The sequence below is a fragment of the Pseudomonas sp. W5-36 genome (assembly GCF_046540455.1).
GTDB classification, from domain to species: domain Bacteria; phylum Pseudomonadota; class Gammaproteobacteria; order Pseudomonadales; family Pseudomonadaceae; genus Aquipseudomonas; species Aquipseudomonas graminis_B.
In genome coordinates this window covers 492,220-505,186 of sequence record NZ_JAXCIQ010000004.1, presented here as the reverse complement: position 1 = coordinate 505,186, position 12,967 = coordinate 492,220, and the positions used below count along the sequence as shown (strand labels likewise).

6 protein-coding genes are annotated in these 12,967 nt (G+C 62.3%); 2 read left to right on the top strand and 4 right to left on the bottom strand.

Features of this window, described 5'->3' with window-relative positions; translation table 11 throughout:
- Positions 1–788 precede the first annotated feature (788 nt).
- The 4 genes from ligA to SLW74_RS10540 all read right to left on the bottom strand — a co-directional run bounded on the left by ligA (position 789) and on the right by SLW74_RS10540 (position 8,639).
- Positions 789–3,137 carry an NAD-dependent DNA ligase LigA gene (ligA, locus tag SLW74_RS10555; RefSeq protein WP_410928806.1) on the bottom strand — a complete coding sequence of 783 codons (2,349 nt, stop codon included), beginning with the start codon at positions 3,135–3,137 and terminating at the stop codon, positions 789–791.
- Positions 3,138–3,364: 227 nt separating this feature from the next.
- Positions 3,365–4,213: a cell division protein ZipA gene (gene zipA, locus SLW74_RS10550; RefSeq protein ID WP_065988711.1), complete on the bottom strand. Its 849-nt coding sequence runs from the start codon at positions 4,211–4,213 to the stop codon at positions 3,365–3,367.
- 274 nt (positions 4,214–4,487) lie between these two features.
- A complete protein-coding gene (gene smc, locus SLW74_RS10545) occupies positions 4,488–7,976 on the bottom strand; it encodes a chromosome segregation protein SMC (protein WP_410928805.1) in 3,489 nt (1,162 codons plus the stop codon).
- A gap of 3 nt (positions 7,977–7,979) precedes the next feature.
- Positions 7,980–8,639: a GntR family transcriptional regulator gene (locus SLW74_RS10540; RefSeq protein ID WP_065988713.1), complete on the bottom strand. Its 660-nt coding sequence runs from the start codon at positions 8,637–8,639 to the stop codon at positions 7,980–7,982.
- 318 nt (positions 8,640–8,957) lie between these two features.
- On the opposite strand from SLW74_RS10540, the gene xdhA reads away from it, so the two are divergent.
- Both xdhA and xdhB read left to right on the top strand, forming a co-directional pair.
- The gene (xdhA, locus tag SLW74_RS10535) at positions 8,958–10,427 is read left to right on the top strand and encodes a xanthine dehydrogenase small subunit (protein WP_410928804.1); all 1,470 of its coding nucleotides are present in this window, start codon (positions 8,958–8,960) and stop codon (positions 10,425–10,427) included.
- Positions 10,420–12,828, top strand: coding sequence for a xanthine dehydrogenase molybdopterin binding subunit (xdhB, locus tag SLW74_RS10530; RefSeq protein WP_410928803.1), 2,409 nt, complete (start codon positions 10,420–10,422; stop codon positions 12,826–12,828). The genes xdhA and xdhB overlap by 8 nt, the downstream gene beginning before the upstream one ends.
- Positions 12,829–12,967: the final 139 nt, after the last annotated feature.

The window sequence follows — 12,967 nt, the reverse complement described above, 5'->3', positions numbered from 1 at the left end:
TTTCGCCTTCGGCGAGTTACTTGGAAAAGCACCCCAAGTAACCAAGGGTGCCTGCTCCTGGTTTGGCCCTTCGTTCCTCAGGGTTCCCTCACTCCGACGACGCTCCGTGGGCCCGCACCCAAGTCGCGATTGGCGGTGTCTGGGCTGGCTGTGTATGAAGATCAAGATCACGATCAAGTGCAGATCAAAGGCTTCTCGGCTGAAGCCGGTCCTACGGGTGCGCGTTGTTTCTGCTGATCGTTGATCGTTCCCACGCTCCGCGTGGTAACGCCGCCTCGGACGCTCCGCGTCCCTGCATGACGCGGAGCGTCTTGGGATGCATGCCCACGCGGAGCGTGGGAACGATCAGTTGCCGAACTGAGAAACTGATGGTGACTGAACTGCCCCCTTCCCGGCTAAAGCCGGTCCCACTAACGGCAGCGCGTGCATTCTGCAAGAGTCGCGGCAGACCTCGACCGTAGGACCGGCTTTAGCCGGGAAGCCCTTGATCGGCTTTAAAAGCGCTTTTGATCTTCCTGCACAAAAAGCCCAAACACCGCAGAACGCGACTTGGGTGCAGGCTGAACGCAGGTCTCGCGGAGTGGGCCGAGCCGCAGGGATGCGGCGAGAGCGCCGTCAGGACATGGATGTCCGTTCGGCGCGGGCCCACGGAGCGAGACCGGAGTGAGGGAACCCCGAGGAACGAGGGGCCCAACCAGGAGCACAAGCCCTTGGTTACTTGGGGCTTTATCAAGTAACTCGCCGAAGGCGAAACAGTCTGCCCCCAGGCAGACGCTTTTGATCTTGATCTAGCCGACCTCAACGCCATGTTGCTTTAGAAACCTCACAAACGCCTCTTCGTCGAGCACCTTAAGCCCCAGCTCGTTGGCCTTGGTCAACTTCGACCCCGCCCCCGGCCCGGCCACCACCGTGTGGGTCTTCGCCGAGACCGAACCGGACACCTTCGCCCCCAGCCCCTCCAGCTTCTCCTTCGCCACATCCCGGCTCATCAACTCCAGCGAACCGGTCAAGACCCACGTCTGCCCGGCCAGCGGCAAACCCTCCACCACCTTTTTCTCGCTCTGCCAGTGCATGCCGAAATCCTTCAGCTGCTGCTCGATCGCCAACGCCCGCTGCGCATGCTCCGGGACATCGAAAAACGCCCGCACCGCCTGCGCCTGCTTCTCCGGCAGTGTCTGCCGCATATCCAGCCAGTCTGCCGAAACCACCGCCTCAAGGGTGCCGAACTTGTCCGCCAGTTTCTGCGCCGCACCCGGCCCTACCGACGGAATATTCAGCTTGTCCAGCATCCCGCCCAAGGTCGCACTGGCTGCGAACTCAGCGCCCAAGTCGCCCGTGTCCTGAAGCTCCATCTGGCATTCGCCGAGCAAGGCCCCGATCACCTTCTGGTTGTGCTCGTCCTCGAAGAAACTGTGAATCTCATGGGCGACTTCCAGACCCACGTCCGGCAAATACGTCAGCACCTCCGGCAGCGCCACAATCACGCGATCCAGCGAACCCAGCGAGCGCGCCAATACCTTGGCCGTCTCCTCACCCACGTCCGGAATGCCCAGCGCATAGATGAAGCGCGCCAGCGTCGGCTGCTTGCTGTCGTCGATGGCCTTGAGCAGCTTCTTGCTGGAGATTTCGGCAAAACCCTCCAGATCGATGATCTGCTCGTACTTCAGCTTGTACAGATCGGCGGGCGAACCGATGAGCTTCTCGTCCACCAGCTGCTCGATGGTCTTGTCGCCCAGGCCTTCGATGTCCATCGCCCGACGGGACACGTAATGGATGATCGCCTGCTTGAGCTGCGCGCCACAGGCCAGACGGCCGACGCAACGGTAAACCGCGCCTTCGCTGATGGTTTCCTTGCCCTTGCTGCGCTTGATCAGTTGCGTGCGCTCGACCTGGGAGCCACACACCGGGCAGGTCTGCGGGATCTCGACGGCGCGCGCGTGTGTCGGGCGGCGCTCCTGCACCACCTGCACCACCTGGGGAATCACGTCCCCGGCGCGGCGGATGATCACCGTGTCGCCGATCATCAGGCCCAGACGCGCCACTTCGTCCATGTTGTGCAGCGTCGCGTTGGCGACCGTCACACCGGCGACTTTCACCGGTTTCAAACGGGCGACCGGCGTGACGGCGCCGGTGCGGCCGACCTGGAATTCCACGTCGAGCAGCTCGGTGAGTTCTTCCATGGCCGGGAATTTGTGAGCGATGGCCCAGCGTGGTTCGCGGGCGCGGAAACCCAGCTCGCGCTGGGCGGCAACGCTGTTCACCTTGAACACCACGCCGTCGATTTCGTACGGGAGCGTGAGACGTTTCTCGCCGATGTCGTGGTAGTACGTCAGGCAGTCTTCAATGCCGTGGGCAATTTTCATCTCGCGGCTGATCGGCATGCCCCACTCTTTCAGCTGCTGGAGGTTGCCGGTGTGGGTGTCGGCGATGTCGTGGGACACCTGGCCGATGCCATAGCAGCAAAATTCCAGCGGGCGGTTGGCGGTGATTTTCGAATCCAGCTGGCGCAGGCTGCCGGCCGCCGCGTTGCGCGGGTTGGCGAAGGTCTTGCCACCCACTTCAAGCTGACTGGCGTTCAGACGCTCGAAGCCGGCCTTGGACATGAAGACTTCGCCGCGCACTTCGAGGGTGTCCGGCCAGCCCTTGCCGTGCAGCTTCAGCGGGATATTGCGCACGGTGCGCACGTTGACGCTGATGTCTTCGCCGGTGGTGCCGTCGCCGCGGGTGGCACCACGCACCAGCGCGCCGTTCTGGTACAGCAGGCTGACCGCCAGGCCGTCGAGTTTCGGCTCGCAGCTGTATTCCACCTTCTTCGAAGCAGCCGGCAGGTCCAGCCCTTCGTTGACCCGACGATCGAACTCGAGCATGTCGGTTTCTTCGAAGGCGTTGCCGAGGCTCAGCATGGGGATTTCGTGGCGCACCTGGGTGAACGCCGACAGTGCCGCACTGCCCACCCGCTGGGTCGGCGAGTCAGGGGTCACCAGATGCGGGTTCTCCGCCTCCAGCGCCTTCAGCTCGTGGAACAGCCGGTCGTACTCGACGTCTGGGATGCTCGGCTCGTCGAGCACGTGATAGCGGTAATTGTGCTGATCCAGCTCAGCGCGCAGTTCAAGGATGCGGGTTTCGGCGGCTTTCATAAAAATAATCTCGAAATGCAAAAGAGCAGCCGAAGCTGCTCAATCGTGGTACGTGCATAACCTGTGGGAGCGTGGCTTGTCCCGCGATCGGCTGCGCAGCAGTCGCAGCTCATCCAACGCGGTGTAGCTGAAATACCTCATCCGTCAGATCTACTGCCGCTTCGCGCCAGATCGCGGGACAAGCCACGCTCCTACAGGATTGCATCGTCCAATAAACGTGCAGCCAATCAACGGCGCTGGGTCAGGGCGCGGCGTTCGAACTCGACGATGCGCTGACGGTAATGCTCGATGGTCTGCGCGGTCATGACGCTGCGCTGGTCATCTTTCAATTCACCGTTGAGCTCGTGGGCCAGCTTGCGAGCGGCGGCGACCATGACATCGAAGGCCTGCTTCGGATGACGCGGCCCTGGCAAACCCAGGAAGAAGCTCACGGCGCGGGTGCTGAAGTGGTCGATATCGTCCAGATCGAACACGCCCGGCTTGACCGCATTGGCCATCGAGAACAGCACCTCGCCGTTGCCGGCCATGCTTTCGTGACGGTGGAAAATGTCCATTTCGCCAAAGCGCAGGCCGCTTTCCAGAATGTTCTGCAACAGCGCCGGACCTTTGAAGCCGCTTTCGTCCCGGGAGATCACGCTGATCACCAGCACTTCTTCCACCGGTGGCAGGTCCTTGTCTTCGGTGATGCGCTGGTTCGGCTTGTCGTCCGGGAAGTCGTCGTCGCGGGCACTGAACAGGTCAGGACCGGCGCTCAGGTTAAGGTCGCCCTGATGCGGCTCGTCCTTGCGCTTGCCCCGTCGCGGTTCACGTTCGGCGCGCTCCCGGGGCGCGGCACTCATCGTCGGCAGGTCATGCTCGTCGAGTTTCGGTTCTTTATGGGTGTCGAGGACGCGCGCAGGGCCCAGCACTTCGGCGGACGTTGGTTCGTCGTCGTCCGGCAGGTTGGATAAGTTGCGGTCCAGCCTGAATTTCAATTTGCCCTTGCCGCCGCGCATACGGCGCCAGCCGTCAAACAGAATACCGGCAATGACAATAATGCCGATGACGATCAGCCACTCTCGCAGACCGATTTCCATGTAGTCCCGTGCCTCTAATGAAATTCTGAAAATTAAGGGCGCAAACCCCTTTAAAACGTGGAGCCAACTCTATGTTCTGAATGGCCTTTTACCCACGCGAAATGGAAAAGTGGACATTAAGCTAGCACGACCAAAGGCAACTTTACACCGTCTGTTACATCTGGCAGGTCACAAGCATCTGTCACGCTGCGGCGGTGGTTCCTGTACTGGACGTCCGTGCGCCACTTTTCCCTGCAAATCTGCATGATCGCCACGCGATCAACTGCGCATCCTGCTATGACTCCACCAGCGCCATCGCCTCCTCTACGTCCACCGCCACCAGCCTTGAACAACCCGGTTCGTGCATGGTGACGCCCATCAACTGGTCAGCCATTTCCATGGCGATCTTGTTGTGGGTGATGTAGATGAACTGCACCGTCTGCGACATCTCTTTGACCAACCGGGCGTAGCGCCCCACGTTGGCGTCGTCCAGCGGCGCATCGACTTCGTCGAGCATGCAGAACGGCGCCGGGTTGAGTTTGAAGATGGCAAAAACCAGCGCCAGCGCGGTCAGGGCTTTCTCACCCCCGGACAGCAAATGGATCGTGCTGTTTTTCTTGCCGGGAGGACGCGCCATGATCGTCACCCCTGTATCGAGTAAATCTTCGCCCGTCAGTTCCAAGTAAGCGCTGCCGCCACCGAAAACTTTTGGAAAAAGTGCCTGAATTCCGCTGTTTATCTGATCAAAGGTCTCTTTGAAACGGTTGCGTGTTTCCTTGTCGATTTTGCGAATCACGCTTTCCAGCGTGTCCAGCGCTTCGACCAGATCGGCGTCCTGGGCGTCCAGATAGCGTTTGCGTTCGGACTGCTGCTGATACTCGTCGATGGCGGCAAGGTTGATGGCGCCCAGACGCTGAATCCGTGCGGCGATGCGTTCGAGCTCTTCTTCGGCGGCCTTCTCGTTGGCGTCGGCGGTCAGGGTCGCCAACACGCCGTCCAGGTCGTAGCCGTCTTCGTGCAGTTGCTCCTGAAGCGCCTTGCGCCTTACGGTCAGGGTCTGCCATTCCAGGCGCTGCTGCTCCAATTGCCCACGCAACAGCGCCGATTGCTGCTCGGCCTGGTTGCGACGTTTCTCGGCTTCCCGCAGTTCGCGGTCGGCGTCTTCCAGGGCGTTCTTGGCGGTGCGCATCTCCTCGTCGACCACCATGCGCTTTTCCAGCAGCTCTTCGAGCTTCATGCGCAACTCTTCCAGCGGCGCGGCGCCCTCCTCCAGATTCAGGCTCAATTGCTCGCGCTTCTCGGTCAGGCGCTCGGACTGCATCTCCAGCCGTTCCAGGGCCTGACGGGTGGAATCATGCTGCGCGCGCAGCGAACCCAGGCGCACGGCCAACTGGTTGGCGTGATCCTTATGCTGCCGGGCTTCCTGACGCACCCGGTCCAGGCGCTCGCGCAGGCTGTCGCGCTGGGCCAGCAGCAGCTCGCGCTGTTCGGTGTCCAGCGCCATGCTGTCGAGGGCGTCCTGCAGTTGCAGGCGGGATTCGCCGAGGGTTTCCTGCTCCATGGCCCGCTGTTCAGCGAGCTCGGTCAATTCTTCATCGAGCCGCGTGCGGCGCAGGGTCAGTTGCTCGACCTTGGCTTTGGCAGCGGACAACTGCGCCTTGAGCTCGCTCTGCTGACGGGCTTCGTCCTGCAAGCGACGGCGCAATTGCTCGCGGTTGTCTTCCTGGGTGCGTTGCTGCTCGCGCTGAGTTAGCAATTGTTCTTCCAGCGCAGCCAGGCTCGCCTCACGTTCGTCGCGCTCGGCTTCAAGGCGCTGCAATTCCTGACCCCGCGCCAGCACGCCGCTTTCGGCTTCGCTGGCGCGGCGCACGCGGAGAAAATCCCGACCGACCCAATAGCCGTCGCGGCTGATCAGGCTCTCGCCGGCGCCCAGTTGGCCGCGCAGCGCCAGGGCATCGTCGAGGGTTTCAGCGGGTTTGACCTGGCCCAGCCAGTGGGTGAGATCGACCTGAGTGTCGACTTTGTCCAGCAAACTGCCAGGGATGCGCATGACATCAGCGCCGGGACTCACCAGGCGCAGGTCGCCCTGACTGAATCCGGCCAGATCGAGCCCGGCGAAATCATCCACCAGCACCGCATGCAGGTCGGCGCCCAGCACGGTTTCCACGGCCATTTCCCAGCCCGCCTCGACCCGCAGCCCTTCGGCCAGACGCGGACGCTCACTGAGTTGATGATCGCGCAGCCATTCGGCGGTGCCGGTGCCGGGATCGAGTGCCGCCTGTTGCAAGGCTTCCAGCGAAGCGAGGCGACCGTTCAAGCGTTGCAGATCGCCCTGGGCCTGTTGCTGCGCCTGGGTGGCCTGTTGTAGATCGACGCGCAGTTGCTCAAGGCGCTCGATCAGGTGTTCTTCTTCAGCGGTCAGTTCTTCGAAAGCCATTTCCCGCGCGGCGAGGTCTTCGCTGAGTTCGAGAATCGCGGCGTCTTCGGGGTCAGCCGCGAGCAATTGGCGCTCTTCACCCAAACGCCGCTGACGCTCGGCCAGGCGCTCCAGGCTGGTTTCCAGCTGCTGAATGCGCGACTGCTGCACTTCGGCCTGCCGCCGGGGTTCGGCGGACGTGAGGTTGAAAGCGTCCCACTGCTCCTGCCAGCCGTGCATGGCGGTTTCGGCGTCTTCCAGCGCGGCGGCGGACTCTTCGGCGGCGGCGAGGGTGATTTCCTGCTCCGGCTCGAGCATTTCCAGCTCTTCGCCAAGGGTCGCCAGCAGTGTGCGGTCGTGGCCCAGGTGGGATTCGGTTTCCAGGCGCGCGCGCTCGGCTTCGCGCAGGTCGTCCTGCAACTGACGCAAGCGCTGCTGACCGTGCTGGATGCTTTGCTCGACCCGGGCGATGTCGCCGCCCACGGAATAGAAGCGCCCCTGCACGAGATTGAATCGCTCGGACAGGTCGTGATGGCCATCGCGCAGGCGCTCGATGGCCGCGTCGGCGCTGCGCTGGTCGGCGACCAATGACTCGAAGCCGACCTCCTGATTGCCGATCACCGATTCGCGCTGGGCCACTTGCTCATTCAGCGCCTGCCAGCGCAACGCCGACAGTTGCGCCTTGAGCTGACGCTCTTCGGCCTTGTATTCTTGATACTTCTCGGCCGCCTGGGCCTGACGCTGCAGGCGCTCCAGCTGCCGACCCAGTTCTTCGCGCAAATCGGTCAGGCGCGCGAGGTTTTCGTGGGTGCGGCGAATGCGGTTTTCGGTGTCGCGGCGGCGCTCCTTGTACTTGGAGATGCCGGCAGCTTCTTCGATGAAATTGCGCAGGTCTTCGGGCTTGGCTTCGATCAGCTTGGAGATCATGCCCTGCTCGATGATCGAGTAGCTGCGCGGGCCCAGGCCGGTACCGAGGAAGATGTCGGTGATGTCGCGGCGACGGCATTTGGTGCCGTTGAGGTAGTAGCTGTTCTGGCTGTCGCGGGTCACTTTGCGGCGAATGGAGATTTCCGCGTAGCTGGCGTATTCGCCGACCAGGGTGCCGTCGGAGTTATCGAAAACCAGCTCGATGCTCGCCTGACTCACCGGCTTGCGGCTGGTGGAGCCGTTGAAGATGACATCGGTCATCGACTCGCCGCGCAGGTTCTTGGCCGAGCTTTCGCCCATGACCCAGCGCACCGCGTCGATGATGTTGGATTTGCCGCATCCATTGGGGCCGACCACGGCCGCCATGTTGCTGGGGAAGTTCACCGTCGTCGGGTCGACGAACGATTTGAACCCGGCCAGCCTGATGCACTTGAGGCGCATGAATCAGCTGGCCGCCAGGGCAGACAAAACCGATTGGCAGCTGCGCTCGGCGTAGCAGGTCAGCACGTCGCGGATGCGCGCCAGATCCCGCGCCACCACTGCTTCGAGCAACTGGCCGAACAGGGTCAGGTATTCACTCATTTCCGCCTCGCGTTGATCCAGGGCGAGGAAATAGAAGCGGCTCATGGAGGGCTGCAGGTTCTCGACGGTCTCTTCCAGGTACGGGTTGTTGGCGAACGGATAGGCCGCGCGCATCACGTTGAAGCTCTCTTCGACGAAGCCTTTCACGTCCTGGCGCTCGCAACTGGCCATGAGCCGCTGCTGAATCTGCTGGAACGGCGCCAGATCGACCGGCTCCTTCCAGCTGCGCGCCACGGCCAGACCGAGCAGGATGTACATCTCGCTCATCAAGGCGCAGAGGCTGGTGATGTTGTGCGGGGTCAGGACCGACACCTGCGCGCCACGACGGGGCAGGATCACGATCAGGTGGCGGCGTTCGAGAATCAGCAACGCCTCGCGCACCGAGCCCCGGCTCACGTTCAGCGCGGCCGTGACCTTCTGCTCCTGAATCCGCTCCCCTGGCTTGAGCTCGCCGCGGATGATGCGCTCGGCAAGGTGGTGAGCGATCTGCTCGGCGAGGCTGTCAGGTGCCTTGAACGTCATTTCTTACCTTCAACTTCTTGGGTCGCAAACAAGCGGCGGAGTGTATCGCACTGCAGGTCTGTGGCGCAGGGCCATACTGTGGAAACTGGCACGAATTAAGCAGAAACACGGATATGTTCTGCTCACGCGCACCCAGTCTTTAAACATCATGTTCACCTGAGTTATCGGCCATATTTCGAAATAATGAATTTCTTGACCTTTGAGTCAGAAATTAATTGACCCGATAGTCAGAGCTGATAGATTCATCGACATGTTCGATGACCCCTCCGCCGGCAGCTGTGACCAGTGCTTTTAAATGACAAGAACGAGGCGCGACCCGTGATCCAGTTTCTCCTGAACCAAGAGCTGAAAACCGAACAGGCTCTGGACCCCAATGTGACGGTGCTCAACTATCTGCGCGAGCATCTGCACAAGTCCGGCACCAAAGAAGGCTGCGCCAGCGGCGATTGCGGCGCGTGCACGGTGGTCGTGGGCGAGCTGACCACCGATGCGGCGGGCCGGGAGCAACTGAGTTATCGAAGCCTCAATTCTTGCCTGACCTTTGTGGCCTCGCTGCACGGCAAGCAACTGATCAGCGTTGAAGACCTCAAGCATCAGGGACGCTTGCACAGCGTTCAGCAGGCGATGGTCGACTGCCACGGTTCCCAGTGCGGCTTCTGCACGCCGGGCTTTGTCATGGCGCTGTTCGCGCTGCAAAAGAACAGCGCCGAATCCGCCTCGCCCGACACCAGGCACGCCCAGGCCCACGAAGCCTTGGCCGGAAACCTATGCCGTTGCACCGGCTATCGACCGATCCTCGCGGCGGCCGAGCAAAGCTGCAGCCAACCGCAGCCTGACCAGTTCGATGCCCTGAAAGCGCAGACCATCGCCCGCCTCAAGGCCATTGCGCCGACGCAAACCGGCGAGCTGAACAGCGGTGACAAGCGCTGCCTGGTACCGCTGACCGTCGCTGATCTGGCGGATCTCTACAACGCCTATCCTCAGGCGCGATTGCTGGCCGGCGGCACTGATCTGGCCCTCGAAGTGACGCAATTCCATCGCCCGCTGCCGGTGATGATCTACGTCGGCAACGTCGCCGCGATGAAAAAGATCGAACACTTCGAAGACCGCATCGAGATCGGCGCGGCCACGGCGCTCACCGATTGCTACGAAGCACTGAGCCGCGAGTACCCGGACTTCGGCGAATTGCTGCACCGTTTTGCATCGCTGCAGATCCGCAATCAGGGCACCCTCGGCGGCAACATCGGCAACGCTTCGCCGATTGGCGACTCGCCGCCCCTGCTCATCGCCTTGGGCGCGAAGATCGTGCTGCGCAAAGGCGAGCAAACCCGCACCCTGGCGCTGGAGGATTACTTCATTGATTACCGCGTGACGGTGCGTCAGGAAAGCGAGTTCATCGAGCGCATCATCGTGCCCCGCGCCAACGCCCGGCAGACGTTTCGCGCGTACAAGGTTTCCAAGCGGCTGGACGACGACATCTCGGCGGTGTGCGCAGCGTTCCGCGTGCAGGTCGAGAACGGTGCCATCGTCGACGCCCGCGCGGCCTTCGGCGGCATGGCGGCGATCCCCAAACGCGCCGCCCATTGCGAACAGGCGCTGATCGGCCAGCCATGGACGTCGGCCACCATCGAGCGTGCCTGCGCCGCACTGGCCGAGGATTTCACGCCGCTGACGGATTTCCGCGCGAGCAAGGAATACCGCCTGCTCAGCGCACAGAACCTGCTGCGCAAATACTTCATTGAAGTGCAAACGCCCCACATCCAGACGCGGGTGACAGCTTATGTCTAACCATCATTCAGCCAAGTCCCAGGAAGAAATGGTCGCCCTGTTTCAACAGGACCTGACCACCGGCGTGGGCCGCAGCGTCAAGCACGACAGCGCCGACAAGCACGTCTCCGGCGAAGCGATCTACATCGACGACCGTCTCGAATTCCCCAATCAGCTGCACGTGTATGCGCGGCTGTCCGACCGTGCCCACGCGCGCATCGTCCGCGTCGACGTGTCGCCCTGCTACGCCTTCGACGGCGTGCGCATCGCCATCACCCATGAAGACATTCCCGGCCTCAAGGACATCGGCCCGCTGCTGCCCGGCGACCCGTTGCTGGCCATCGACACGGTCGAGTTCGTCGGTCAGCCGGTGATTGCCGTGGCCGCCCGGGATCTGGAAACCGCACGCAAGGCGGCCATGGCCGCGATCATCGAATACGAAGACTTGGAGCCGGTGCTCGACGTCGTCCAGGCCTACCGCAACAAGCACTTCGTGCTCGACAGCCACACCCACCAGCGCGGTGATTCGTCGACGGCGCTGGCGTCCGCCACCCACCGGATTCAGGGCACGCTGCACATCGGCGGTCAGGAGCACTTCTACCTGGAGACGCAGATTTCGTCGGTGATGCCCACGGAAGACGGCGGCATGATCGTCTATTGCTCGACGCAGAACCCGACCGAGGTGCAAAAACTCGTCGCCGAAGTGCTGGACGTGCCGATGAATAAGATCGTCGTCGACATGCGCCGTATGGGCGGCGGCTTCGGCGGCAAGGAAACCCAGGCCGCGAGCCCCGCGTGCCTGTGCGCGGTGGTTGCGCGTCTGACCGGTCAGCCGACCAAGATGCGCCTGCCCCGCGTGGAAGACATGATGATGACCGGCAAGCGGCACCCGTTTTACGTCGAGTACGACGTGGGGTTCGACGACGACGGACGCTTGCACGGGATTCAGCTTGAACTGGCGGGCAACTGCGGTTATTCGCCGGACCTGTCGGCGTCCATCGTCGACCGCGCGATGTTTCACGCCGACAATTCGTATTACCTGGGCGACGCCACGATCAATGGCCATCGCTGCAAGACCAACACCGCGTCAAACACGGCCTACCGGGGCTTCGGCGGCCCCCAGGGGATGGTCGCCATCGAGGAAGTGATGGACGTCATCGCCCGGCATCTGGGCAAGGATCCGCTGGCGGTGCGCAAGTCCAACTATTACGGCAAGACCGAGCGCAACGTCACCCATTACTACCAGACGGTCGAGCACAACATGCTCGAGGAAATGACCGCCGACCTGGAAGAAAGCAGTGACTACGTCGAGCGACGCAAAGCGATCACGGCCTACAACGCCCACAGCCCGATTCTGAAGAAAGGCCTGGCCCTGATTCCGGTGAAGTTCGGCATTTCCTTCACTGCCAGCTTTCTCAACCAGGCCGGCGCGCTGATCCACATTTACACCGACGGCAGCATTCACCTCAATCACGGCGGCACCGAGATGGGCCAGGGTCTGAACGTCAAGGTGGCGCAGGTGGTGGCCGAGGTGTTTCAGGTCGACATCGACCGTGTGCAGATTACCGCGACGAATACCGACAAGGTGCCGAACACGTCGCCGACGGCCGCCTCCAGCGGCGCTGACTTGAACGGCAAGGCCGCGCAGAACGCTGCGGAGATCCTCAAGCAGCGGCTGGTGGAATTCGCAGCCAGGCATTATCAGTGCGATGAGTCGCGGGTCGAGTTTCGCAACGGTCATGTGCGCGTCGGCGAGCAGGTCATCAGCTTCGACACCCTCGCCCAGCAGGCGTGGATGGGCCAGGTGTCGCTGTCGAGCACGGGCTATTACAAGACGCCGAAGATCTTCTACGACCGCAGCCAGGCGCGCGGCCGGCCCTTCTATTACTTTGCCTTCGGCGCGGCTTGCACCGAGGTGCTGGTCGACACCCTGACCGGCGAATACAAAATGCTGCGCACGGACATCCTTCATGACGTCGGCGCCTCGCTGAACCCGGCCATCGACATCGGCCAGGTCGAGGGCGGCTACATTCAAGGGATGGGCTGGCTGACCACCGAGGAACTGGTCTGGAACGACAAGGGCAAGCTGATGACCAATGGCCCGGCCGGCTACAAGATTCCGGCCGTGGCCGACATGCCGGCGGACCTGCGGGTGAAGCTGGTGGAAAACCGCAAGAACCCCGAAGACACGGTGTTCCATTCCAAAGCCGTGGGCGAGCCGCCATTCATGCTGGGCATCGCCGCGTGGTGCGCGATCAAGGACGCGGTGGCGAGCCTGGGCGATTACCGGCATCAACCGAAGATCGACGCGCCGGCGACCCCGGAACGGGTGTTGTGGGGGTGTGAGCAGATGCGGGCGTTGCGGGCTGCGGCGCCGGAAGCGGAAGGTGTCGCCCATGAGCTGGCGGGTTCGCCAGTTTGAACAGTGGTGGCTTGAGCCAACGCCTTCGCGAGCAAGGTGGAGCGCCACCCCGGTCGTTCCTACAGTCCAAATGCGAGCCTGTAGGAGTGAGCTTGCTCGCGATGAGGCCAGCACGGGCAATGACGATGTTTGATCTGCC